Source organism: Mycoplasmoides pneumoniae FH, from assembly GCF_001272835.1.
GTDB classification, from domain to species: domain Bacteria; phylum Bacillota_I; class Bacilli_A; order Mycoplasmatales; family Mycoplasmoidaceae; genus Mycoplasmoides; species Mycoplasmoides pneumoniae.
Genome location: NZ_CP010546.1, coordinates 357,498 through 384,226, shown reverse-complemented (window position 1 = coordinate 384,226; position 26,729 = coordinate 357,498). Strand labels below are relative to the sequence as shown.

The window sequence follows — 26,729 nt, the reverse complement described above, 5'->3', positions numbered from 1 at the left end:
AACAAAATTTAGGAACCGCAGAAGACGCAAATAAGCGTGAAATTATAACAAATTAACCCCTGCTAAAGTCATGCTTAAAGCTAGACTTACTATATGTATTTATATGTATTATTAAATCACACAGGCCTCACACTGCTGCATTTGAATGGTGTGATCCTCACTGTCCTCTAGTACTTCCTGGCGCACTCGGACATAGTAAATGGAAGAACAACCCTTTTTAAAAGCATAAATATAAGCTTTATTGAGGTCACGAGTGGTAGCCTTATCAGTCATAAATAGGGTGAGCGAAATCGCTTGATCGACGTGTTGTTGTGCCGCTGCTGCTATGTTAATAATTGGTTCGGGACCCAGTTCGTAAGCACCATCTTTATAAAAAGGGTAACTGTCTTTATTGAGTTGGTAAGCGGGTACATAAATCCGTCCCAACCGACCTTCCTTGCGCACTTCTACCGGGGATACTACCGGTTGGAGTGAAGGAGTACAGGAGGAGAGATAGGAAATTGAACCCGTTGGAGCAATTGCCAGTAAGTGGGAATTGGCCAAACCGTTTTTCTGAATGTTGAGTGCTAACTCCTTTCAGTTTTCACGTGTTGGTATTTCCACTTGGTACTTTTGAAACAACGCCTTAACGCGCTCGGTTTTGGGTGTTCAAAAGTCTGGTTCTACTTTGATATATTTATCAAAGTAGCTCCCATCAGCAAACTTGGTGTTTTCAAAGTTTTTAAACTTACCCTTCTCTAAAGCTAGCTCACTGGATGCTTTAAAGGCATGGTAAGCTACCGTATAGAAAAAGATGTTAGTAAAGTCGATTGCTTCAGGGGAGTTGTAATAAATTTGGTTAGTTGCTAAAAAACCGTGCAAGTTCATTGCCCCTAATCCCAAAGCATGATTTTCGGAATTACCCTTTTGGATCGATGGAGCCGTTTCTAAATTGCTTACCCTTGAAACTAAATCAAGTGATTCGATCGCTAGTTTAACCAACTCCGAGAACTCCGGTCCGCTTTCCATTGCTTTGGCAATGTTTAAGCTACCCAAGTTACAGCTAATGTCATTACCAACCTTTTTAAAAGCCAAATCGTGGTGGAACTCCGATGGAGTGGAGGGTTGGACAATTTCACTACAGAGGTTAGACATGACAATGCGGTTGGGGTGCGCGTTGCGCCGGTTAACCGTATCGTCAAATAAGATGTAAGGATAACCGCTTTCAAAGTGCAGTTCCGCCACTGTTTGGAAGAACTTGCGCGCATTAATAAAGGTCTTTTTAATGCGTTGGTTCGCTAACAGTTCGTAATACATTTCCGTGACTGAAATGTCTGACAAGGGTTTGCCATACTCCTCATACACATCATACGGACTAAACAAGGCCATCTCCTCATTGTTTTTAGCTAAAGTAAAGGTAATGTCGGGAATAACTAGACCCAAAGACAGCGACTTAATCCGGATCTTTTCATCAGCGTTTTCGCGCTTTGTGTCTAAAAACTGCATGACATCGGGGTGGTGGGCATGGAGATACACTGCTCCTGCTCCCTGTCTTTGCCCTAATTGGTTGGCGTAAGAAAAAGAGTCTTCCAACAGCTTCATAATTGGAATAATGTCTGATGACTGGTTTTCTATTTTTTTAATTGGCGCACCCGATTCGCGGATGTTAGTGAGCAATAACGCCACCCCACCATCACGCTTGGAGAGCTGTAGGGTAGTGGTAATGGCACGACCAATTGATTCCATGTTGTCTTCTATGCGCAGTAAGTAACACGACACAAACTCACCACGTTTTTTTCGTCCCGCATTTAAAAAAGTTGGGGTAGCTGGTTGAAAGCGGTTGGTAATAATTTGTTTGAGTAACTTTAAAGCCTTGTTATAGTTACCATTGGCTAAAAAGAGCACGTTCATGACAACGCGGTCTTCATAGTTTTCTAAATACCACTTCCCATCAAAGGTTTTCAGTGCATAAGCGTTGTAAAACTTAAATGCCCCCATAAAGTTAGCATAACGAAAACGGTAAGCGTAAGCCTTACGTGTAATTTCCTCAAACTGCTCAAAGCTGTACATGTTGATGATGTTCTCATCGTAATAATCATTCTTTACTAGAAAGTCTAAGCGTTCCTTGGTGGAGTGAAACACCTTTGTTTTGGGTTTGACATGCTCTTGGATGTAAGCCTCCACAGCGTGTAAATCCATCTTAAAATCACCGTACACCTTAGTGTAGGCATTTAAGGAAATATAGCTTTCTAAGTCTTCTTGGGTGTTGAAAGCAGGAATCTTTTCTTTAACTGACATAATTGGCTAATCATTAATAACGGTTATTTGGCTTTACCAAAGAAATTGGTAATAATGGTTTGAACTTGTTCTACATCGTTTTTCGTGCCTAAAAGTTCAAACTGGTATAAAAGTGGTACGTTTAACTTTTTCGACAAAATCGGCCCGGCAATGGCAAAAGTATTGCCGAAATTAGTGTTCCCGGACGAAATTACGCCACGACACAAATCACGGTTGTGCTTGTTGTTTAAAAAGTGGATTACCTGTTTGGGTACCGCCCCCGATGTGTATTCCCCACCACCACTGTAAGTGGGGCAAAAGAGCACATACTCCTGGTTTACTTCAATCTGTTCATCTAAATTAACCGGAATGCGGGTGTGTTCAAACCCCAATTTTTCAATAAAACGGTGGGTGTTATTAGAAATGGAGGAAAAATACACTACATACGGTGTTCCAGTTGGTTTAACGATCGCACTAGCGTCGACTATTTTGATATCTTTATGCATTGTTAAAAGTCTCAATCCTTATCTTCGGTCTCTTCACTAATTCCCATCACATATGACGAACCATTACCAGAAAAGAAATCGTGGTTTTCATCGGCTCTGGCTGACAATTGGGCAAAAATTTCTGGTTTAATCCGCGTTTCTTCTTCTGTAAACGGTGAGTCATACCCTAAGTTTTGCAAAAACTTACCAGCGTTATAAATACTGAATTTAATGGCATCTTCTACAATCCCAAACCCTTCATACAGTTCCTTGAGGTATGCCTTTTCCAACTCAATCAGTTCGTACATTAAATCAAAGACAAACCGTTTCATCTCAGCCTGTTTTTCCTTGGACATCTTTTCCACTTTACGCTGGAACTTATACCCACTGTAATAGTTATGGATTACCTTATCGCGCAAAATTAAGCGAATAATATCCGAAGTGTTGGGTAGCTGTTTACGCGAGGAGAGGTAAAACGGTAAATAAAACCCACCATACAGTAAGAACCCGGGCATTAAAGCGGCTGCTACCTTAGACTTTAATGGGTCTTTCCCGGTGTAATAGGGAATTAAAGCCTTAGCGCGCTTTTGCAAGCTTTCGGTTTTCACCACCCATTCATGTGCTTCAGTAATTTGTTCTGAAGTACACAGAGTGGAAAAGATGGTGCCATAAGAGCGCGCGTGTACCCCCACCATAAAGGCAAAGTTGGCGTAAATTACCTGCTCGTGATCTGTTAAAGCATAGTCAATTTGCTTAATGTCACCAATGGTAGCTTGGATGGTGTCAAGTAATGTTAACCCCGTAAAGGTTTTGGTAATTAAATCCTGCCATTCCTTAGACAGCTGCTTTCATGATGGAATGTCATTGGATACCGGAATCTTTTCTGGTAACCAGAAGTTTTGCGTGATCCGGTTTCACACTTCCAGATCCTTCTCATCATCCACTAGGTTTCAGTTAACCGAGCGCAAGTTGCCCTGAAACTTTTTTTGTGCATATTCTAAGGGAGAAACTGATTCTAAAAAGTATTTTTTTGTGTTAGCCATATTGTTTTATCGTGCAATTTTGTGATAGTAAGCGACCTTAAACTCAGCAAAACTGATCTCTTTGGTCAATTCAAAGGGACTAAAATCCACTTTGAGGTATTTGTCCCCGGTGTATTTACCGAAAATGGTAGAGACAATTAACGCATCACACCGGGGAATGAGCTGTTCATAAACTTGTGCCCCACCACAGATGTAGAGGTGTTTATCGGGATGGTGCAAATAAGGTTGGATAAAGTTTTCATATTCATGGATTACTTTAGTCAAACAGCCCTTATCAGGCGGGTTAAAGTTGAGGTTACGGGTGAGGATATAAACGTTACGCTCACTAAACACCGGCGGTAAGGAAAGATAGGTAGCCGAGCCCATTAATACATCTTGGTGCAACGTGGTCTGGCGAAAGTGCTGTAACTCCGCTTTAATCCTTCAGGGCAAACTGTTACCGTTACCAATTAACCCATTTTGATCCATTGCTCAAATTGCTTTTACCATCTTAAACTGCTACCTCTCCTTTAATTGTGGGGTGGTGGTCGTAATCCACCAGTTCAATATCATCGAATTGATAATCAAAAATTGATTTATCACTCTTTAAAACTACCTTGGGCAATGGTTTGGGTTGACGTGTTAATTGCAACTTAATTTGTTCCAAGTGATTTTCGTAAATGTGGGCATCGCCAATGGTGTGGACAAAGCTCCCTGGTTTTAGGTTAGTTTCCTTAGCAACTAAGTACACCAGAAGAGAGTAGGACGCAATGTTGAAGGGGATACCTAGAAAAATATCACCACTGCGCTGGTACAACTGGCAGCTCAACTGCCCGTCCTGCACGTAAAACTGGTACAGTGAATGACAAGGCGGGAGCAACATTTGATCCACCTCATTGGGATTTCAACTAGACACAATTAAGCGCCGCGAAAACGGATTTACCTTAATTTGCGCAATTACCTTTTTCAATTGATCGACTCCGTTAAAGTCACGCCATTGCTTTCCATAAACGGGTCCGAGGTTACCAAACTGTTGGGCAAACTTCGCGTCTTGTCGAATCCGTTCAATGAACTCCTTTTGACTCTCACCGTTAAAGTGAGGTGACTTTTTAAAGCTTTCGTAAGGTCATTCATTCCAAATGTTGACCTTATTGTCGACTAGGTACTTAATATTGGTGTCACCCTTAATGAACCACAAAAGTTCGTGCACAATCGACTTTCAGTGCACCTTCTTCGTAGTCAAGAGCGGAAAGTGTTTTGAAATATCAAAGTGCATCTGGTAACCAAAGACACCAATGCCAGCAGTATCAGTGCGATTTGGACGGTATTTTCCGTGCTCTAAAACATAACGGGCTAAATCTAGATACTGCTGCATAACTCTCCTAAACTTCGATGGTGTAGCATTGTATAAAAATCTTTTTTTAAGCTTGCAAAATAAGCGAATAACTTTTTTAAAAGAGTTTTTGCAATAACTTAAAACGGTTATTTTAAAGCTCATTTAAACGCCTTTTTTTAAAGCTTTATAAGCTTTAAAGCGGTTTTAACACTGCAAAAATGAGCTAATGGAGCCTTTTAAAACAATGTTAATAACCTGTTAAAACAATGTTAATAACCGCTTGTAAGCCCCCAAAACGGCCTGTAGGGCTCATTTTAGGCTCAAGCTAGGAAAATGACACAGAAAAGGCTTTCTAAGCGCTTATAAGACACTAAAAAGCCGTTTTAGCAGCTCAATTAACTATTCAAACCGGTGGTTAAGAGATAAACGCTGAATGCTTTTTGTATTTTTTGTCTTATGGCAGTCAAAAGAACAAGAAAAAACCGCCACCCGAAATGCGTGACGGCTTTTTCTACCGGTTTAATGGAGTGATCTTAATTACACTCGACTGACTTGACTAATTGTCCTTTGTGTTTTATTTCCGAGTGGATAAAGAAGCCAATACCCAAGGCAAAGAAGGCCGCTAGGATACTTAGCTTAAAGGTGTTGGTGTTCTTTCAAGCCGTTATAGGAAAGAGGTTAACAAACAACAAAACCGTAATAATGGCAAAGCTTACGCCATAACTGGCAATTTCCCATCACGAAACACTGGCACTACCCTCTTTTTTGGCCAGAATCATAAAGAAGAAGATGTAGGTAATAAAGTACTGGATTAAGGAAATTAACACTGCTAGTTCAATCGCCACTTCAACTAAAACACTAATGGCATCGAACATAACGAGCTGTTTACCGGGGTTTTCATCATTAGGTAAAAAGGGGACAATGATCATCAGCACCATCACTGCTAAGGTCATAATGTTGCTAGCTCACACTGCCTTATGGTACTCGTGGTGCTTGTTTTGTTCGTTAATAAAGGACGGCAAGAAACCATCTTGGGCTAACGCAACGTATTTGCGCGCTGTCGTAATGGTCATGCCTAATCGTGATGCCAAGGAATTGAGTAAAAAACCCAGACCAAAGATGACCAACAGTGGGATGCCTAAATACTTACCGCCTGCTTGAAAGTAAATCGAACCAAAGGTGTTAATCGCTTTTTCATTCTTTTCTTTACCATCAAGGCCATAACCATTTAAACCAGAAATCCCACTAATAATGACAAAACCGATTAGATAAAGCAGGGTAACTGCACCAAACATCAATAAGAAACACTTACGGATGTTTTTTGACTTCACATCCGGGGTAATCGCAGTAAGATCTTCGGTACCAGCAAAGGCCACCAACATCCCCACAGTAGTAGAAATAACTTTAAGGAAACTGAGATCTTCAATGTGTTCACCTAAAGTGTTGTTTTCGACAAAACCATGGCCGTGGTTCGTACCGATGAGGTAGATTCCCAAAATTAAACCGCCCAGAACAACTACTCACTTCACTATGGCAAAGAAGAGAATGGCGTTCTTATTCATTTTAAGGCCAAACAGGGAGATGAAGTTTAATGCCCCAAATAAAACAAAGCCCCCGACCAGTAAGCCAATTAAAGCACCATTGTTATCCTTCACTGCTTTAATATCAGCAAACGAGAGAACTAGCACCGCTGGCACAATTAACCCATTAAAAGGACCGGTTAAGGAAACATTTCAACCACTCAAAAAAGTAAAGAAACGCGCCGTGATTGTTTTCGCACCAAGTGCTTTTTTGGCTATTAAATAACTACCACCGTAAGCCTTGCTCCCACAAATAATTGAAAGGCGCGAAAAGGACAACATTACCCCCAAAATACCTAAAGCTGCTAGCCCTAGGATCAAGTAAGAAAACGGGCCAAGCTTAAACATGGTTAGCACCACGGAAATAAAGCCGAACCCAGCAACATAGTTAAAAGCAAAAGCAATAAATTGCTTTTCGCTAAACTGTTGCCGGTTAGGTTTATGTAACTGCTCTTGGTGTGACATAGCTTTCCTTTTGTTTATTGCGCTTATATTCTTGGGTCATAAAGAGGGCAAATCCAATTAAAATCAACACCCCATACACCACTAAAGTGAGGGTATTTTTCAATTGCCATTTAGTTTTTCCATCAATTACTGGAAAGAGATAAAAGAGCAACATGAGAAGAATAATAAAGACACCAATCCCAAACAGTATTTGTTCTAACTCGCGTGTCCAGTTTTTTTGATAAAGTTGCTCTTTTTTATAAATAAGCCTAAAAATTATAAAAAATACAAGGATATATTGTACCAGTGTAGCGGCCGAACCTATCGAGGCGGCATACTCGGTTGATTTGTCGAAGTCAAAGTTGCTGGTTATTAGCGGAACAAAGAACAGTACCGTCATCGTAATGATGGTAGTACCAAAGGTAAACCAAATTGCATTTTGGAACTCGCCCTTACTGTTAGCTTTGCTAAAGGTAGTGGGTAAATAGTTATCTTGTGCTAACGGTAAGATCTTGCGTGAGTTAGCAATAATGGTCGAAAGTCTGGTAGATACGTTATTGAATAAAGCACCCACACCGTAAAAAATGAGTGCCCCTAAACCGCCAGCTAATCTAAAAATATCAGCTACACTAGCTATTCTTCCATCTTTCCCCTTATCATCATCGCTTTGTGAAACATTCAATAAACCATTAAAGATCAAAATGCCCACAAAGTAAAACAAGAATACCGCAATAAAAGAGATGATTAAAATCTTGCGGAAGTTAGTGGTTTTCACATCCGGTGTCATTGTTGAAATGTCCTCCGCACCACTGTAGGAATAAAAGAAGGTAATAAAGACAGTAGCAACTGCACCCAAGGTAATTTCACGTTCTTTAAAAGGGCCTTGTTTTATGTCGTTGTTAATGGCATAACCATTACCATTTTTGCCGATAACTATAAGTGCTACTATTAAGGTGCTCAAAAGCACCGCCCATTTAATTGAGGCAAATACCGCAATTAACTTTTTATTGAGGGAAGTTCCCTTTGTGGAAAGAAAGGCTAACAGTAAATAAAAGGTAAAACCAGCGGCAATAAGGATTCAAGTGTTAGCTGCATTGCCCTGAATACCATCAATACCTTTAAAAGCAGAGAGAATAAAAAGCGGGGCAATAGCGGCGTATAGCGGTGAAGCAATAAAATTGTTTCACCCGGTAAAGAAGATAAACAAGCGGTGGGAATACCGTTCACTGTTAAAGGCTTTTTTGGCTCACAGGTAAGCGCCGCCGTAATTATTTTTGTCAATCGCTGATACCCTGGCAAATGCTAAGGTAACAATGAGGCTAATTAAGCTAACGAGAAAAAAGATCACTCATGAAAGTGGTCCTAGCTCAAACAGTGATAGGGCAGTGGAAATAAAACCAAAGCCAGCAATATAGTTGACAACAAAAAATAAAAATTGACGTTCAGTGAACTTCTTACTTGCAACAGCCATTAACCTTCTTATTAGTTAGCTTATTCTAAAGAAGAAAGACCACTAATAATTAAATCCGGTTTGCTGTTTGACGTATTTCAGTCCCAGCTCCTTTAAATCATTCAAAACTTGGAACGGTTTGGCCGGTTTCTGATTTACTTCTTTAACTGAGATAAATGCTGGTTTTTGAATAAAGTCAGAGGACACTGCTTGCTTTTTCTCCATTAAGAAAAACAGTTGCACTGAAGGGTTGGCATCAGTAAAGTCAACTCCAAGTTGTACCTCTAGGTTATGATTGTCAATTTTGGCTCAAATAATCTCTTGAATTTGGGTTAAATCAAGCGGATATAAACCTTGGTTGACTAACACCTTTAAAATTACCTTTTGCGCCCCTTCTACCTTATGGTCAAAAAAACCTTCATACTCAAAGTTTTTCAATTTGTGGCTAAAGTGCTCAATTGTATTGTGCGCGTCTAAAGCTAAAAGTAAAAGTATTAGTTACGCGAAACAAGTTAGCTTCATTCTCTAAACGTTGTGCTGGTTTTTTAAAGAAAGAACGAATGTCTTCAAAATCAATGTTTTGCTGTAGTGGTAGATTAATTAGTTCAATAATGTTTTTAATTGTTTTGACAATGGCAACGTTTGCTAGTTGGTAAATGCCATCAGTACAGCGATCATTGCGGAACAGCATAAAACTGTCAGTCGCTTGGTTTAAGCGTTCTAAACCTTTAGCTGCTTTTTCGCGTGCCTTTAACCCTTCACACATTGCGGGGTAACTGACAATCGAGAGATTTAACACCCCTTTGTTGCTAAGAAACTTACTAAAAACCGGGGTAGCACCAGTACCAGTCCCCTTACCAAAACCAGCGACTAAAATACAGAAATCAAAGCTGTCACTAAGTTTGTGAAATTGCTCTAAAAAATGGTGTGCTAAAACGGCACCTTTTTGGGGATCACCACCAACACCTAAGCCCTTGGATTCTTCAAACTGAATCACAGCCTTATTTTGGACATAGCGCTTTGTTTTTAAGTGCTGTAAATCAGTGTTTAAAGCAAAGAACTGGACGTTAGCCGTTTGCAATTCGGGGTGCATGCGCAACATGTCATCAATAATGTTGTTACCAGCACCACCAATTCCAAAAACGGCTATCTTAATGTTGTTCTCTGGTAGTTGAGTACCAGCACCTGCTGTTTGTATTCAATCCATAAAGCTTACTTTATTAGTTTTTGCACTAACTTATTAATTTGCGTGTGTACCTTCAACATTAAAAACGACTTTTTAAACTGCTTTTCAATTTTGTCTGAGTAAAACGGTAGGGCAAAGCTAGTGGGATTAACATTAATTTGGTCTTGTCTTCAAGAAAGCGCAATTGCTTGACAGTTCAATAAGTATTTGCGACTCACAAACTGAACTTCGTTTTTAAAGATGGTTACAGTTTTGAAGTGGTTACTCAACAGGTTTTGGTTGAGTTGAAAGTTGTTAAGCAACTGTTTACTCTTAGTGTAAAACAGTAAAGTGCTGGGTAAAAAGCCGTACTTTTGGAAGAAGATTTCCGTGTTAGTGTTAATGAAATCAATTAAGTACTTCGTTTTTTCATTAACACTTTGAATGAGGTCATCAATCGTAACAGCTCTAATTTCCTTATAAGTAGAACCATCGGTGTAAGCCATGCCAATCGAGCCCGAGTCACCAATGCGTGCAGTAGAGTCCACTAGGAATTCCAACAGCGCTTTGTTTTCACTGTCATTGTCAGATTCCAAGAAGTTAACCCGACCAAAGGGTTCACTTACTAAATCAACTAAGGCATTGTCCATAAACAACATGAGGTCAGTAGTGTGTTCCCCTAAATACACAAAGAGGTTGTTTTTGTTGATTTGTTTAATTGAGTGGGCTAACACCATGTGGTGGGTGACAATTTTGTCAATTTTGACAATAATATTGCGCTTTAAAAACGGTTTGAGCTCCTTGACTAGTGAGTTTTTAGTGGTGTAATAAATTACATTTGCCCGATAACTGCAGTTGTACTTAAAGTTTTTGCTAATTTTACCAGTGGTTAAATCACGGTAGTTTAAAGCCACTAAGTCCAAAACTTCATTGGGGTTGATATGACGGTTTTTGAGCAAGAAGCGGTTCTTTTCACTGCTCAACATGTCCTGGTGGTTAAAGTCATAACCAGTGAAAAAGACATCTGTTTTAAAGCGGTTAATTTCAAGATCATCAACTAACTCCGCTAAAACCACAATTACTTTTTCGAGTTTAAAACCCAAATAATCGTTTGCATTGTTAATGAGCTGGTTTAAAACTACCTTGAACTTTGCCTTATTAGTAATGCCCGCGTGCGTGTAAAGCTCATCGTTAGCAATCGAGTTTTCATACAAGACATGAAACTGATTGTTGTTGTCCGATACCACCAAGTTAATTTCATGGGGGTAAAGGGTAATGGAGGCGTAGATGTTTTTGAGGTTATACATAGTTATTTCTTTTCAATGACAAACAGTTTGGCACTTCGAGCACGGGGGTTCGTTTTAATTTCTTGTTCAGTTGGCAAAATGGGTTTTTTAGTAATGAGTTCAAACGGTGGGGTTAATTTAACGGGTAGTTCAGGGGGTTGGACAAAGTGAGTAAGTTTAAAAATGTAGTTCCGCACCAATTTTTCCTCGAGTGAATGGAAGACAATCACTAGAAAACGACCCTTATTGTTCAACAGCTTGGGAATGTGTTGCAGCACAATTTCCAAACTTTCCAGTTCACGGTTGAGGTAAATGCGAATGGCTTGGAAAACTTTAGCTAAGTAATTGCGTGATTTGTACTTTTCAAAGTTGCTAGCAGCTGCCTTAACTGTTTCCGCTACCTCTACCGTAGTTGGATTTTTAATGTTATTAATGAGTGTTTTTAAGGCCTTGGCGATTGGTTTGGGGTGGGCTATTTCACCAAACTTCTTTAAAACATGTGTCAATTCTTCCTCAGACAACCTCTCCAAGATATCTAAAGCAGTTGGTACGCGATCGCTTTGGTGCATGCGCATGTCAAATGGACCGGCGTGTTTAAAACTAAAACCGCGTTCTGGTTTATCTAGCTGGTAGCTCGAAACCCCTAAATCAATTAAGATGCCGTCAAACTTCGTTACTTTGAGCTGCTTTAAGTGGTTAAAAAAGTTAGCGAAGTTATCATGGACTAAAACAACGTTCTTTTTGTCTTTGAACAGCTCGGTACAAAAGGTAATGCTGTCCTTATCCATGTCATTGCCAGTTAAAGTGCCAGTGGTAAGCTGCTCTAAAATGTGCTGACTATGACCGCCAAAACCAACAGTAAGATCTAAATAGTTACCATCACCTTTAATGTTGAGGTTGTGGATGACTTCATCAAGTAAGACACTTTTGTGGGGTTGATTACTTAACATCTTTCATCCTTTCCGCTACCGTTTCCAACGACTCAGAGTTGGCTAGGTAGTCCTCATACAGCTTCTTGTCCCAAATCTCTAAGTGGTCAAACTGGCCAATTAAAACAATTTCCTTGTCTAGCTTGGCATCGTTAATCAGATTGTTGGGAATTAAAACCCGTCCCGCTGTATCTACATCCACAAAGTTAGCGTTGGCAAAAATTAAGCGCTTGAGTGTTCTAGTGTCTTTTTGGGTGGAGGGAAAGCTGTTGAACTGCTCAAAGTACTTTTGGAAGTCTTGTGGTTTACGCACTTCCAAGCAGTTTTCAAAGCCACGGTTGATAACAATGCTACCTTCAAAGAAAGCCCGCAGCTTCGCTGGCAGACTGATCCTGTTTTTTGCATCAAGGGTAATGTTGAAGGTTCCTAAAAGCATTTTTACCACTTTATGCCACTTTGTGACACTTTAAAACACTTTATATCTTAGAATAAAAAAACTTTTTTGGCTAAAAGAACTGCCAGCAAACCTAAAAAAAGCGCTTTGGAACAGCAAAGTAAAAGGCACCAAAGTGGTTTACAAGACCACTTTTTGGGTTTACAAAAGTAAGTCAAAGGTGGTTTCATCCACCGTGAGCCAACGGAGCAAATAAAAAACCTACCAGGGTAACACTGGTAGGTTAGAAAGTATTATGGCGTCACCAACAGGAATCGAACCTGTAACCCTCAGCTCCGCAAGCTGATACTCTGTCCTATTGAGCTATGATGACAGTTAAGTTAATTATAAAACTTTGGCATTTTACTTTAGTTATGTAATTCATTTAAATGGAGACACAATAATGCAGAGATTAAAAAAATCAGAAGCTAAACAAGTAGTTGGAGGCTTATCATTTTGAAGCTTCAGTGCGGGAGTAATTATGATTGTAAACGCCTTTAGTACGTTAATTAATACCGCGTTAGACATCAGCGAAGCTGCTAACGCTAATAATGCCAACGGCAATGGCAGCAGTTATAGCTATAAAAGAAGGAATTCACAAAAAGACTACTTTAGTACCGGTCGGTTCCGATTAGGTTTAACCCCTGGTAAATCGTCCTATTCTTTTCCCGTTTAATTAATACTTAATACTTAAATTTAAATACTTGTTTAGATTCTCCGAAACAAACAGCCAGGTTAGTGCCTGGCTTTTGTTTTGCTTACTTCTTGTAAGAAATTAACTGTGGACCCTTAAACTGGTGCTTTTTACCAAAGAGATCGGTTTTAGTTTTAGTTAGGTTAGTGGACTTCTTGTCTGCTTGTCAAAGTGTTATATTAACGTTGCCCGAACTTACCCGGTTAGGGGTAATTAACTTTTTAGTTTTCACACTTTTAGAAGCCACAAGTGTTTCTGATGTCACCTTTTTAGTATTGCTGCGCTTAGTTTTAATCTTAGTTACGGATGTAGTTGAAACTTGATTTTCTTCAGTTGTAACTGCTTCCGTTGCAGTTGGTTCAACTAAAACCTCTTCCACTAAAACAGCTTTCTCTTCAACTAAGTCTGGTGCTGGTGCAACTATTGCTGTTTCAATCGCTTCTTTTTCAACCACCTCCGTTTCCATTGATTGTTCTAAAACAAAGGTAGCTATTTGATCATGAGCTTCCGAAGTTGCGTAAGTATCGACAAAAGTAATTGCTTCCTTTTCTAAAAGAGTTGCTTCAACAAGTGGTTCAGTTGGCAATTGATCCACTAAAGCAGTCGGTACTGGGTTGAATTCGACCTTTTCGAACAGGTTGAGTGTTGGTCGTTCTTCAACCATTGACTCGGAAAATTTTCCAATTCGTACCCGTTTTAGTGTTAGTGCACTATCCTTCATTACTTTGTTCTAATTCCTGTAACTGGTGGGCATAGCGCTGGATGTCTTCTCTACTTAAGCGTTTGGGAAAGTTGCCTTGAAAAATGGGGCGTAATGAAATCTGTGGTTTACGCACTTGAGTTTCACTAGCTGATGTTACCGTGACAGTAGTGGTGTTAACCGTTTCAGTGTTATTAAGGTTGTGTTCTAAAGTTTCTTGGCTAATACTATCGGTAGCTAAGTTAGCAGCTATTGGTGGGACTGCTGTAACCACTACCTGCTTTTTATTTTGTAAAGCGCTTTCCAACTCCGCTTCAATTGAGCGTAGAATGGCATCGGTTTCACTGTCATTTAACACTAAGCGTTCGTTCATGTCCGGTGGGCCAAACATTACCTCATCACTCTTAATATGAGTAGTTGGAATTTGAATTTCCGCTTCTAACTGTTGAATTGAGTTGTTAGTTTTTTGCAATAGCGTTTTAAAGCGTTGGCGTAAGTTAGCCACAAACTGTTTGAGTCCAATTTCGCGCTGAATTGGGTCAGGATCGTTAAGTGATTGGTTAAAAAAGGAATTGAGAATCGGGGTGTATTCCGTGCCACCAATAACGTTAAAGATCTGCTCTAGGGTACTGACAATCTTTTCCGTGTCCAACAAGTGATCGTTAGTTAAATCACGTAAATTGACCAAAAAGTTAATTTTGTCTTGATGTGATTCAAAGCTACGACCCAATACGTTGAGGTATTCCAACTCCAATTGTTGTAGACCTACCAAGGAACAGCGTTCTAGTAAAAGAAAGCCACGTTTTGCTTGTGTCTGCAGCGTTTCTTTACTAAAGTTGTGAAAGAAATTGCTGTTGTAATTACCATCAGCACTATTATTGCTAGTGCTATTATTAGAAGTGTTAGAACTAGTATTGTGCACTGTGGTGCGATGGTTAACCTGATTAATTTCTAAATCTTGATTGTCCAATGAAAGCAGAATTTCCTTCAATTCATTGAGTTGTTTGACGAGGTTAGCTATGATGATGTCAGCTTCATCATCAGTTTCCACTAAATAATTTAATTGTTGGTAATCATTAGTCATCTTTCATCTCTTCCTTATTTAGCTGCTTTTTGGGCAATTAGCTTTTTAATACTATTGATCTCAGCGTTTAATTGCGCGATTTGTTGCTGTTTAGAAATACTTTGCTGCGTTGCTAAAAAAGCTGGTTGGGACTGCACTACCTGTGGTTGGATCACTTGGGGTACTACAGCTGGTGCTTGTACCACTGGTTGTACTGGTTGGGGTGTTTGAACAGCTTGAGCTAGGTTTTGCTTTTCTAACTGTTCAATCCTTAGTAACAACTGTTGCTTTTCACTGTCAGCGTGCTCTGCTTTTTGTGTGTTAATCTGTTCTGCCAAAGCATTAATTTTTTGGTCAAAGGCACTGAGTTTTTGCTCAGTTTTTTCCAACAACTTTTGCATCATTTGCTCAACCTTTTCAAAGTCGTTCTTCTTCGCGCTTAACTGTGATTCGAGTTGAATTTGGTCTAGTTTTTTTTCCAATAAAGCACGTTGGCGACGCAACTCAGTTAATTCGTTTTCGTAACGCTGTTGCATAAATTGCAACTGTTGTTCAAAAAGATGGCGAATTTGGTTTGAACTATCTTCTTGTTTTTGTTGCGGATAAAATCAAGGATATGGGTAAGGATAGTTCATATCATTACCGTTAATTTTAAATAACGGTGGAAATAAGTGCTTATTGTCATTCTTCTCCAAATCAGCATTACGTGTCTTTAAACGGGTAATTTCCGCTTGGTATTGCTGTTCTACCGCACGCATTTTTTCCAACAGCTTTAAGATGCGTGCTTCTTTTTCGCTTAACTTTTGTTTAGCTGTTTGAATCTTTTGGGTTAACAGTGAATCCTTATTATTAATTTCACGTTCACGCTCAGCCAAATTCTTTTGCAACAGTTTGTTTTGGTGCAATAAGCTGTTTAACTCTTCGCGTTGTTTGTTGGTGTGGCTAATGTCACGGCTAACCCGTTCCTTGATTTCTTTAAGTTCTTGACCCTTAGAAATGATAGATTGCTTTTGTAAATGTAGTTTGACCGCTTCCGTTTCGACTAGGTGACGCTTTTTTTGTGTTTCTTCTAAAACGGTTTTAATGTGTGCTTCCTTCTTTTCAATTTCATTGCGAATTTTACGGAAGTATTCAAACAAGCGATTTTTGTTGTTATCAAACTCACTCTTTTCCGTGGTGAGTCGTTGCAACTCCTTCTTGTAATAGTTCTCAATCTCTAAAACTTCACGATTTTTGTGTGCCGTAGCTTCATTTTGGGCTTTTAGCTCTCTGTGGAGTTTAGAGAGCGTAGTGCGTTGGCGATCTAACTTTTCGCGTTGCTGATAAAGCTTGGAAAACTCTTGTTCAATTTGTGTTTTTTTCAAGCTAAGCTTTTGCAAAATGCCTTGCAATTCTCCCTCTTTTTGCTTGAGTTTTTTGTGCGAGTTTAAAATGGAAGAAACCGCTTCCTTGCGTCTTTGATCAAACTTATTAATGTCATGCTCTAAAGACTGGCGTTTCTTTTTGGTTTCACTGGAAAGGTTTTGTAAATGGCGTTGGTTTTGTTCCAGTAAACGTGACTTGTCATCAACTTGTTTTTGCGCACTTAAAAGCTGCTTCTTTTCTTGGCGGAGCTCACTGACAAACTGTGCCATTTTGCCATAAATGGCACGGTGTTTTTTGTCCAAGGCACGCTTAGCGGTTTGCAGCTTTTCCTTCAACTCCAGTAAGTTAGCATACTTGTGTTGCAGCTGTTGTTGGGACAGATCAGCACGGTTTTTGTAAGTAAGATAGCTCTTAGATAGGTTTTTGAGCTGCACTAACTTTTGCTTTAACAGACGTTTTTCAACATCAAGTCGTTGGCACTGATCCTTAAACTCAATTAACTGCTTTTGTTTCGCTTCATCAAAGTTCTGCTTTTCTAGTTTGAACTGCTCTAACTGTAACTTAGCGTTGTTAATCTCACTCTTTTGTTGTTCATCACGCTTATCAAATTCCAGTTTTTGAATCGCTAAAGCTTCGCGTTGCAACTGTAATTTAGAAGCAAAACTACGTAAGCGTTTAATTAACAGTGCTTTTTGTAAAGCGGCTTCATCACTCGCCTTTTGAAAGTTCTTCTTCTCTAGTAAAAACTCCTTAATTTGCGTGTTGAGTTGGACACGGTTAGTTTGCGTATTGTGTTGCACTTTACGTAGTAAAGCAAAATCAAGCGTTAGTTGGTTGCGCTTCTTTAGCAGTGATGCATTGCTCTGCTCCAAGTTTCGACGGATTTGGTTTAACTCTTGCAATTCGCGCTTTTTGGCTTGGTCAAAATCAGCGTATTCATTTTCAAACTGCTTAAAGCGTTGGTTAATTTCTGCATCTTTTTTGTGCTGATCCTTTTCCTTTTCAGCTAGTAAACGATCCTTTAAAGTTAGCTTTTCATGGCGTTTTTTCAACTCACCGTGCAATACCTTGACTTGGTTTGTGAGCTGTTCGCGTTGTTTGTTGAGCGAAAGACTAGCTTGGTTAAAGGCATTTTGCTTCAATTCCAATTCATGCTGTTGACGCGCTAAATCTAGCTTGGCCTGTACTGTGTCTTGATCTTGGCTAGCTAAAGCTGTTGCTTTTTGCTCTAACTCCTGTTTGAGTTCGGCCTGTTTTTGTGCTAATAGTTCTAGTTCTTTGTGCTTTTGTTCGATTTGCTGGAACTCCTGGTTTTTTTGCAATTCAAACAGCTGGTAATCCTTTTTTAGATCAGCAAAAGCAATTTTGAGCTCCGTTTCGCGCTTTATCTGTTCACTTTGTTGTTGTTTGTTGAACTCACTTAAACGCTGCATTTGCGTTGTTTTAAAGTGCACTTGGCGCTTAAAGCCGGCTACATGTTCGGCAAATTCACGTTGTTTTTGCAGTAAAAAACTGCGTTCGCGCTCTAATAATTCTTGCTTGGACTTAACGCTGTGGAGTGCTTTTTCCAACTCCTTTTTGTCCGTATCTTGCTCTAAAAAAGCTGCTTCTAACTCTTCTGTTTGCTTATCTAGCTCTGCTTGTTGGTTTTTCAACAAATTAGCTTTTTGTGCTAGTTGTTGTTTTACAGAAGCAATTTCGAGCAATTGCTGTTTGCGAATTTGTAAAAAAGCCTTTTTTGCTTGGTTTAACTTTTCTAAGGCTACTTTGAGTTCGCGCTCACTTTTAGCCGCTGTTTCCTGCTGGTTTTTTTCTAGTGTCTTAACCTCAGCTAAGCGTGCTTGTAAATCGCTTTCATAATCTGCAATTCGGCGTGATGATTCATCGTAAAAATCCAAAATACGTTCTTTAGATGCTTCTAATTCCAGGCGTTCCGTTTTGAGTGATTCGCTCAATTTATCTAACTGCAACTTTAACCCAGCGTTATTGTTGTTGTCTAAACTTAGCTGTTTTTGTGCAGCCTCCAGCTCCTTTTCTTTAAATTTAATCGCTAGCTCCCGCTCCGCTAGCTTTTTGGAAATATTGAGCGAATTTTCATCAAACTGGTGTACCTTATCCCCCAGCATTTCCTTTTGCTTTTCTAAGTTAGCTAAGCGATCCTTCCAATCACGCTCTACCGCTTCCTGCTCTTTATTAAAGGCAGCGGTGAGTTGTTCCAAGCTTTGTTTTTGTTTAACTAATTCTGCTTGTTTTTGTTTAAAGCGTGCTGAGAGCAAACTGACACGGTTGTCAAACTGCGTACGTGCTTCCAACAGCTTGTGCTTTTCTTGTTGTAAGTGGTTAAATTCACCCTCCAGAAAGATTTCTAGATCAGCGTGGTGGTGTTTGTTTTGTTTGAGATGTGCTCAATCCTCTGCAATCTTTTGTGCCTTTTGGTTTAATTCCGCTTCCTTATTTTTGAGTTGTGTAAACGATTTTTGGAGTGATTTTTGGGATGCAAACAGCTCGTTTTGCTTCTCTTCTATTTCGTTTTCAAAGTCAGCTTGGTACTGCCTTAACTGTTTTTCAAAAATCAGTAAATCGTTTTCCTTTTGGTCTTGCTTTTGTTTTTTAACTAGATAAAGCTTCTCCAATTCGCGGCGTTCAGTGGCAATCTTTTCCTTTAACTTAAAAATCTGTTCTTCATCAATCCGCTTTTGTTCCGCTAAATAATGGCGCTTTTGATCCAATTTCTTTTTAGCATGCACGAGGTTTTGGAAGTGTTGTTGGACTTGACGGTGCTTTTCCTTTAAGACCTGATTCGTCTGGCGTTGTTGTTCATACTCCAAGCTGGCTTGGGTTAACAAATCATCAATTTCCCGGCGTTTTTCCAACAGTTCACGTTCTTGTATCAGTAACGCTTCACTTTTAGCTTCACTCTCGATTTTGAACTCACCAATTCGTTTTTGGAGCTGTTTATGCTCTGTTTCTAGCTTTAATAAGCTTTCCTGTTGCTTTCTTTCAAACTCGTATTGTTGCTGTTCTAAGTGTTTAGCAAACAACGCGTTTTCCTGCTCCATTCGGTTAATGTCGTTTAAAGCGGTGTTCCTTAACCTTTCAAAGCTATCCTTCTCAGCGCTCAAACGTTCTTTTTCCTTAGTGAGGTTAGCTAAACTAGCTTTAACGTCTTGAGCTTGTTCTTTAGAAACAAAATCACGTTCGTTAATCTTGCTAGTTAAATCATCTAATTCTGCTAAGCGTGAGTTAATGTAAAAATCAGCGTCATTTAAACGCACCTTAAGTGCCGATTCTTCATCAACCAATTCTTGCTTTGTCGTTTGAATTTGCTGTTCTACTTGCTTGAGCTGTGCTCAATAAGCATCACACTGCTTTTGGAAGTTGGCCTGGTTTTGGGCAATTGTTTCATAAACGTTTTGCAACTCCGCATCCGCACTCACCAAGTCCTGGTATGTGGCTTCATACTCGATGCCCACTAAGCGTTTTTGGTTTTCAAGTTCGTACAGTTCGTTGTATAAATGGTCAACCTCATACAGTAAGGCGTCACGTTCTTGTTGGTCTAAACTGTGGTTTTGCTGTAAGCGCTGTACGTTTTGATCAATTAAGCCCTGGTTAGCTGCAATCTGTTCGTTGAGCTGCTTAATTGTTTGGTTTTGCTGGTCAATTAACGCTTGAAACTGGTCTAATTTGAGCTGATAGTTGGATTGAAAGTCAGCTCAATTGGCATAACGGGAATTAACAAAAGCGGCGTTTTCTTGTTGGAGACGCTTTAATTCGTCCTTAAAAAAACGCGCTTTGTTATTTAACTCTGCTACCCGATCAACCATATAGTTCTTTTGGAATTCAAAGTTGTTGTACTCATTGACCAAACGGTTTAAGCTAGCTTCTAAGCTTTGAATCCGGGCATTGTTGTGCGGATCGGGTTGGCGTGATTCCTGCGCCTTTAGGGCCTTGATTTCGTTTTCAAGGTTTTTAATCTCTGCTAACAGCTGGGTTTGTAGTTCCACTGTTTGTGCATCATTAGCAGCAGCACTTTCTAAACGCTTTTCATAATCACGCTGTAAATACCCATCATCAAACCCAGTGTCATAAACTGGTTGCAAGGGGAACTTCTTGTCAGTATCATTCATCGGTTAAAAGAGCCAGTGTTTATTCGTAAAATTCATCACCACGGTAACCACGACGGCGGAACGAAGCGGAGATCGGTTCTTCATACACTGGACGTGGCGATGCTGTAAGGGGTTGAGGAGTAAAGTACTGCACTGGAGGTTGGACTGGAGTGGTGCTGCGCAGTAAGTTCATCATTAATACCTTTTCAAACATTGACATCATTGTGTCAGTGTTGTTTACATAGTTATTAAAGTTACGTGGATCGACAAAGCGTGGATCGAACTGTTCTTGACGTGGCTCCTTTTTGGTTCACTCCACACTTTCCATAGTGCGCGATAAACGTTGCATGCGTTCCTCTAATTGGTTGATCTTAGCACCAATCTTTTCCGCGTCAGTATTACTTGTAAGCCGTTGGGTTTGCTGTTCTTTGAGTTGGCGTTCAAAGTTCTGCTTCATAATTTGCAAGTTAGCGCTGTTTTCCTTGACAGTATCAATCGCTTTGCGCATCGAAAAGATGGCGTTATCTAACTTGTCTTTGAGCTGGGTTAAACGGCTGTTATAACTGTCAAAGTCCGTTTGGAAGTAAGAGCGAATCTTCTCAAAGGGAAATTCGTGGATTTCACGGATTACCTTTGTTTCCGGTTCGCTAAACAGCTCTTGTTCCGCTGCTTGCTCTTGCGGTGTTACCTCATAAGCGAGATCACTCGCCTCTAAAGCAGGTACATTATCGACCTGACCATAGTAAGCGTTGTGATCGGTACTAGTAACATAGTAAGGATCGGTGTAAGCGTTTGGGTCCTGATAAGCATTGGGATCTACATAGGCGTTAGGATCGGTGTAAGCGTTTGGGTCCTGATAAGCATTGGGATCGGCATAGTACGCTTGGTTGGGATCTTGAGCATAGTCTTGTGGATATGCTTGACCATCCTGACCATAGCCGTAATAAGCATTGGGATCGGTGTAGTTATTAGGATCTACATAAGCGTTTGGGTCCTGATAAGCATTGGGATCTACATAGGCGTTAGGATCGGTGTAAGCGTTTGGGTCCTGATAAGCATTGGGATCGGCATAATACGCTTGGTTGGGATCTTGAGCATAGTCTTGTGGATATGCTTGACCATCCTGACCATAGCCGTAATAAGCCGCTGCATCAGGATAGGTATTCGGATCGGGGTAATACGCTTGGTTGGGATCAACTGCTTGGTCGGGGTCGTAATAAGTACTACCATCACCATAGTACTGCTGCTGATTGGGATCGTATGCAGTAGCTTGTTGGTCAGACTGATTTCAACCTGGTTTATTTATATCCATTTACTGTCTTTAAAAGGTGCCAACAGCAAAGCTGACACTATATCATTAATTTTAATTTATCTAAAAAAATGCAAATGAATAAATGCTATTTAAATGAAAATGACGGCAAAGCTTGCAAGCCTTACAAAACTAATTAACCGTTAATGGTGGAGTGTGCTAAATGTTGTTGTACATATTGCTGATAGTTAGCTAAACTACCAAACTTACGTTTGTGGTATTGATCCTCCACATAAACAGGGAGAAAGCTAATTATGGCAAAGAAAACTAACACTACTATCAGCATTACCCGTCCTATCACTAATTCATTCAATTCAATGAAGTCATTACCGAGCACTGTGTGTGCCACTGTTTCATCATAACCAAACAGTAAAAAGAGGTTAATGAAGGGCTCAATGATAGTTACAAAAACACTAATGCAGTTAACCACTACGGCAATCCAAGCCGCTGGGAGAAAATAACGCTTTGGATTGGCAATCGTAATCTGCTTGGTTTTGCGATTAACAATGGCACCAAAGATGGCACAGGCAATAAAGGCGAAGGTAAACAGCGAAGTTCAAGTAGCCATTAAATCGGAAAACGAATACAACCATTGCATCGAATTGAGCTTGTCAATTTCAGTGTTAACGTAATTTTTGTAATCCGCTACTGTCGGGAGGTAAGCCAAAGCACCTATTACCGTAAACAGCACTTGAACAGTCAAAGAAAGTACCAAACAGTAAATTACCCCCACCACTGGCTTGTTGGGGTTCAATCTGCCCTGCACTTGCTTTCAAAAAGGTAAATCACCTTGGGCTAATAAGTCTTCCACAAACCGTGGTGCTCACAGTGCAAAACCGTTAATAATACCCAAGACACCTATGCCAATCATTAGGTTAACAACACCAAAGACAATTTGCCCGGCACGCTTATTGTTAAACAGCTTTCCCATGGACTCTTCCATACCACTAAACAAACCACCGTTAATGGAAAGTGCCACTGCTAAGATAAGGTAAAACAGCGTAGTAATTAGTAAACCTAAAAACAAAGCTCACGGTGTTTTTTTCGGTTCACGCATCTCTGACTGCAGTCCAGCTGTTACGTAAAAACCATCGTACGCAAAGAAAATGGCGGCAATCGAAATAAAGGAACCCATCCCAGCACCAATTCCCGTAAAACGAGTAATTCCATACCCCGCTTGTACTAATTGGGTAAAGGAAGCAGTCGCACCATTAATTTGTGGGGGTTGCACTAATGCCTTAACGTTTTTTAATTCACCGTTACCTGTACCCGCTACAATAAAACCGATGATAGGCACAAACACTAAAGGAATAAACTTCACGGCGCTTACCACCATGTTTTGGATGTTCCCTACCTTAGCGTACAGTGGTGGAATTGTCAAGAAGTAAGTGGTAATAATAAGTGCTAAAGCTAACCAGATTAACCAGTCCACACTAGTATTGAAATGCGCTCCGGTTTCCAGTCCCAACAAACCGCGAAACCCATCTTGAATGGAACAGATAAAGTACAGCGGCATAAAGAAGAAGGTCAACGGTAGGTACAAATAGGTCATAAAATTCTTACAACCATGGTACAACCAGCGCCGGTTAAACACTTTGACCCAGCTAATAATCGAGAGATTATCGTTGCGAACACTGGCAATTTCAATTAATGCCAAGGCCATAGCAATCACTGCCACTGAAGCTACCAACCAGTTAAAAATCGCTAGCACTAAAGAGGCCTGGGAATTTTCCAAAACAGTGCTGGATTTAAAAAAGATACCAGCACCTATGGACGAGCCGATAACAATTAGCATCGCTGCTATAAAGCTAATTTTGGGTTTTTGTTGTTTCATAACTACTTGACAATTTTAGTACCAATCTTGCCCGCAATGGCCGCAGCTAATTGGTCTAATTGGGCAATAATGGCCGTCTTATTGGTACCCGACTGGACAAAGTTTAAACACGCTTCTACCTTGGGGAGCATACTACCTTTAGCAAACTGGTTTGCGGCCATTAAGGTCTTAGCTTCCTTGGTGTTAATGCAGGTTAGCTTTTGCTCGTTTGGTTGACCATAGTTAATGTAGACAAAGTCCACGGCAGTGAGAATAACAAACAGGTCAGCCTCTACCTTAATGGCAATTTCACTCAATGCTAGATCCTTATCAATCACCCCATCAACCGTTGCATAACCACTTTTGGTCTTAATTGTGGGTACACCGCCACCGCCACCAACAATCACCAAGTTGCCTTGGTTAAAGCTACTTTTAATGGCATCAATTCCCAAAACATCAACTGGTTTGGGGGACGCTACTACTTTACGCCAACCCCGCCCTGCATCTTCCACCACGGTGCTGTTTGGATTAGCTGAGCGTGCTGTTTCCTCTGTGTTGTAAAACGGACCAACTGGTTTATTTGGGTTTTGAAAAGCAGGATCGCTCGCTTCTACTAAGGTTTGTGTTAAAAAGTACACGGCTTGATGGGGTAGTTTTTGGTGTAGCAGCTCATTGTACAATGCTGTTAACAAATGCAGTCCAATGTAACCCTGAGACATTGCCCCACTTTCAGCAAATGGTACAGTGGGTGTATTAGGGTTGACTTGTTTGGCCGCACTAAAGGCGTTGTAGATCATGCCAACCTGTGGACCGTTACCATGACCCAATAATATCTGATAACCCTGCTTTAACAAAGCAACCGCCTGTCGTGCTGGTAGTTGTACCAAGTCCTTTTGTTCGGTGGGATTGTTACCTAATGCATTACCACCCAATGCTATGACAATTTTTTGCATCTTTAATACCCTAAAGTAGCTAAAATAACGGCCTTAATCGTGTGCAAGCGGTTTTCTGCTTGGATAAAGGCCATGTTATGCTTGGACTGAAACACCGTATCAGTCACTTCCATCGCACCCGTTTTCACCACCGGATATTTTTTACCTAACTTTTGTTTAATTTCCAGTGAAAAGCTAGTGTGATCATCATGGAAAGCGGGGAGACAGTGCAAGAAGATCACATCACTCTTAGCTGCTTTGATCATAGCCATGTCAACTTGAAATTGACCCAGCTCCTGAATCCGTTCTTCAAATAAGCTAAAGTCTTCACCCAACGACAGTCACACATCGGTGTAAATTACATCAGCATTCTTAGCCGCTTGCAGCTTATCAGTGCTAAAGCTAACACTACCACCATTGAGTTGAAACAATGCTTGACACTGCTCAAAGACCTCTTTATACCCAGCACCATTTTGAACTAATTCATGCTGTGCTTTAGGACCTACTAGCACTATGTCCATACCAACAAAAGCTGCCCCAATCATCAACGAGCGTGCCACATTATTTTTAATATCACCAGCAAAGACAATTTTGCGCCCCTTCAAATCACCCTTCAACTCCTTAATCGTCATGTAATCCGCTAGCATTTGGGTAGGGTGTTCCGCATCAGTCAAACCGTTTCAAACAGGAACACCAGAGTACTTTACCAAAGCATCAACATCGCTTTGCTTAAAGCCACGGAATTCAATTCCGTCATACATTGAACCCAACACTTTAGCAGTGTCTTCAATCGATTCCTTCTTACCAAAATTGGAACCAGAAGGGCCGATGTAAGTGCAACCCATACCCAAGTCAAAGGCAGCCACTTCAAAGGCACAACGGGTACGGGTAGAATCTTTTTGGAACAGTAAAACAATGTTCTTCCCCACTAAGGGACGGTTCTGGATGTGCAACTTGGTATTTACTGCGTTTTAAATCAATGGCGAGGTCAATTAAATAGTTAATTTGAGCAGTAGTAAAGTTTAAAGCAGAGTCAAGGCTACGACCTTTTAAGTTAATTGGCATAAATTTGTATAAGTAAATAAAGAAAAATTAAAGTGGTTTGCGTACTAATGGCATCGACATACAACGTGCAGAACCCATTCCCAAAGACAGCTGGTTCCCCTTAAAGGCAATTACTTTAACCCCAGCCGCTTCCAAGGCCTGGTGTGTTAATTTATTGCGCGCATACCCCACTACTACCGATGGAGCGATGGTGAGGTAGTTGGTGCCATCAAAGTGGGTTTCAATGTCAATTTCGGTTTGGTTAGCATCCGCTCCGGCAATGGGAATGAGCATAGGTTTTTGCCCAATAATGGTGTGTAAGATGGTTGAAAGATCACCAGCTATTTCATTTCACTTTAAAGCCGGATCAGTCAAGTCAATCCGCCACGCCTTTAAAACCGCCAACATGTTCGGGGAGTACAAGAACTTGTTGCGGTCTAACATTGTCAGCCACGTGTCTAAATGCATTAAGTTCGGTAGTTGTGGAACGTTAATGACAAAGATCCGCTTAAAGGAAGTGCTACTGTCTTGTTGAATCTTTTTCGCTAAAACATTAATGGCAGCTTCGGTTGTCCGTTCACTCAACCCCACCACCACTGTTTGTTGGTCATATACAAAAATATCACCACCCTCAATTGTGCCCATGTCAATTGGTTTAAAGTAAATTTGCGTGCGGCAATAATCGGGGTGGTTGGCAAAATAAAACTAGCAAATAAGGTTTCACGCCGCCGCGTTAAATACTTCATCCGGTTAATACTAATACCATGGCCAATCGAGGCAAACGGATCGCGGGTAAAGTAAAGGTTAGGCATCGGATCTACTAAAAAATCACCGTTAATGGTGTTAGCAGCAGCTACCTTACGCTTATCAATCCCACCCATCATCGAGCGTACCATGCTGAGGGTCGATTTTGCTTTTTGTTCCAGTAAGTACTGCTTCGCTACTTTACGGTGTTCTGGGGTTAACTTGGGCTCTGCTTGATCTAGTCAAGTTTCAATAAACTGGTTTTGCGCTGTAGCATTTGCCTTGTCAAAGGTGGTGGCTGTTAAATCAGTCAGTTGCACCACTTCAATGTTTTGTTCTTGCAGTAACTGACAAAAGGTTTGGTGTTCCTGGATGGCAGTATCTGGTTCTATTACTGCTGAAAACAGTAAATCATCCAACCGTCTTGGTGAAATCCGTCTAATTTCATTACCAGGGGTGTGGACTAAAACGGTTTGCAGTTGACCAATTTCGGAATGAACGTTGATGTTGTACTTCATATTACATGTAATAAGGCTAAGCTTACTGCTTTAATTGTTACACGTCCACACAAAA

Annotated in this window: 17 protein-coding genes, 1 tRNA gene and 3 pseudogenes; 1 reads left to right on the top strand and 20 read right to left on the bottom strand. The window is 40.4% G+C overall.

Annotated features, from left to right (window positions below):
- Window positions 1-111 precede the first annotated feature (111 nt).
- The 12 genes and pseudogenes from nrdE to F539_RS01780 form a co-directional block, all read right to left on the bottom strand.
- A complete protein-coding gene (nrdE, locus tag F539_RS01835) occupies window positions 112-2,277 on the bottom strand; it encodes a class 1b ribonucleoside-diphosphate reductase subunit alpha (RefSeq protein WP_014574945.1) in 2,166 nt (721 codons plus the stop codon).
- Between the two features lie 23 nt (window positions 2,278-2,300).
- Entirely contained in the window at window positions 2,301-2,762 is a 462-nt protein-coding gene (gene nrdI, locus F539_RS01830) for a class Ib ribonucleoside-diphosphate reductase assembly flavoprotein NrdI (RefSeq protein WP_014325461.1), read from the bottom strand.
- A 2-nt stretch (window positions 2,763-2,764) separates the two neighbouring features.
- On the bottom strand, window positions 2,765-3,784 hold the full coding sequence (gene nrdF, locus F539_RS01825) for a class 1b ribonucleoside-diphosphate reductase subunit beta (protein ID WP_010874678.1): 1,020 nt from the start codon (window positions 3,782-3,784) through the stop codon (window positions 2,765-2,767).
- A 6-nt stretch (window positions 3,785-3,790) separates the two neighbouring features.
- Complete coding sequence (locus F539_RS01820; protein WP_010874677.1) at window positions 3,791-4,273, bottom strand: dihydrofolate reductase; 483 nt, start codon at window positions 4,271-4,273, stop codon at window positions 3,791-3,793.
- Between the two features lies 1 nt (window position 4,274).
- Entirely contained in the window at window positions 4,275-5,138 is an 864-nt protein-coding gene (locus F539_RS01815) for a thymidylate synthase (RefSeq protein ID WP_010874676.1), read from the bottom strand.
- A 494-nt stretch (window positions 5,139-5,632) separates the two neighbouring features.
- Window positions 5,633-7,144: an APC family permease gene (locus tag F539_RS01810; protein ID WP_014325459.1), complete on the bottom strand. Its 1,512-nt coding sequence runs from the start codon at window positions 7,142-7,144 to the stop codon at window positions 5,633-5,635.
- Complete coding sequence (locus F539_RS01805) at window positions 7,119-8,594, bottom strand: APC family permease (protein WP_014325458.1); 1,476 nt, start codon at window positions 8,592-8,594, stop codon at window positions 7,119-7,121. Before F539_RS01805 ends, F539_RS01810 begins: the two co-directional genes overlap by 26 nt.
- 42 nt (window positions 8,595-8,636) lie before the next feature.
- Window positions 8,637-9,780, bottom strand: a pseudogene (gene ftsZ / locus F539_RS01800) (cell division protein FtsZ).
- A 5-nt stretch (window positions 9,781-9,785) separates the two neighbouring features.
- Window positions 9,786-11,045, bottom strand: coding sequence for an MPN316 family protein (locus tag F539_RS01795; RefSeq protein ID WP_014325457.1), 1,260 nt, complete (start codon window positions 11,043-11,045; stop codon window positions 9,786-9,788).
- A 2-nt stretch (window positions 11,046-11,047) separates the two neighbouring features.
- Complete coding sequence (gene rsmH, locus F539_RS01790) at window positions 11,048-11,974, bottom strand: 16S rRNA (cytosine(1402)-N(4))-methyltransferase RsmH (protein ID WP_014325456.1); 927 nt, start codon at window positions 11,972-11,974, stop codon at window positions 11,048-11,050.
- Complete coding sequence (gene mraZ / locus F539_RS01785) at window positions 11,964-12,389, bottom strand: division/cell wall cluster transcriptional repressor MraZ (protein ID WP_010874670.1); 426 nt, start codon at window positions 12,387-12,389, stop codon at window positions 11,964-11,966. The genes rsmH and mraZ overlap by 11 nt, the downstream gene beginning before the upstream one ends.
- Before the next feature lie 254 nt (window positions 12,390-12,643).
- Window positions 12,644-12,720, bottom strand: a tRNA-Arg gene (locus tag F539_RS01780).
- Window positions 12,721-12,789: 69 nt separating this feature from the next.
- Here F539_RS01780 and F539_RS01775 point away from each other — a divergent pair.
- A complete protein-coding gene (locus tag F539_RS01775; protein ID WP_010874669.1) occupies window positions 12,790-13,062 on the top strand; it encodes an MPN313 family protein in 273 nt (90 codons plus the stop codon).
- Window positions 13,063-13,144: 82 nt separating this feature from the next.
- Here F539_RS01775 and F539_RS01770 read toward each other — a convergent pair whose 3' ends face one another.
- The 8 genes and pseudogenes from F539_RS01770 to F539_RS04440 form a co-directional block, all read right to left on the bottom strand.
- Complete coding sequence (locus F539_RS01770; protein WP_014325455.1) at window positions 13,145-13,801, bottom strand: MPN312 family protein; 657 nt, start codon at window positions 13,799-13,801, stop codon at window positions 13,145-13,147.
- Complete coding sequence (locus F539_RS01765; RefSeq protein WP_014325454.1) at window positions 13,791-14,864, bottom strand: MPN311 family protein; 1,074 nt, start codon at window positions 14,862-14,864, stop codon at window positions 13,791-13,793. Before F539_RS01765 ends, F539_RS01770 begins: the two co-directional genes overlap by 11 nt.
- Window positions 14,865-14,878: 14 nt before the next feature.
- Window positions 14,879-20,335, bottom strand: a complete 5,457-nt coding sequence (gene hmw2, locus F539_RS01760) for a terminal organelle tip protein HMW2 (protein WP_014325453.1) — start codon at window positions 20,333-20,335, stop codon at window positions 14,879-14,881.
- A 19-nt stretch (window positions 20,336-20,354) separates the two neighbouring features.
- On the bottom strand, window positions 20,355-21,626 hold the full coding sequence (locus tag F539_RS01755) for a cytadherence-associated protein P65 (protein ID WP_017532769.1): 1,272 nt from the start codon (window positions 21,624-21,626) through the stop codon (window positions 20,355-20,357).
- Window positions 21,627-21,759: 133 nt separating this feature from the next.
- The gene (locus F539_RS01750) at window positions 21,760-23,457 is read right to left on the bottom strand and encodes an APC family permease (protein WP_014325451.1); all 1,698 of its coding nucleotides are present in this window, start codon (window positions 23,455-23,457) and stop codon (window positions 21,760-21,762) included.
- A gap of 2 nt (window positions 23,458-23,459) precedes the next feature.
- Window positions 23,460-24,389, bottom strand: a complete 930-nt coding sequence (gene arcC, locus F539_RS01745; protein ID WP_010874663.1) for a carbamate kinase — start codon at window positions 24,387-24,389, stop codon at window positions 23,460-23,462.
- A gap of 2 nt (window positions 24,390-24,391) precedes the next feature.
- Window positions 24,392-25,433, bottom strand: a pseudogene (gene argF / locus F539_RS01740) (ornithine carbamoyltransferase).
- A gap of 27 nt (window positions 25,434-25,460) precedes the next feature.
- Window positions 25,461-26,674, bottom strand: a pseudogene (locus tag F539_RS04440) (arginine deiminase family protein).
- Window positions 26,675-26,729 lie beyond the last annotated feature (55 nt).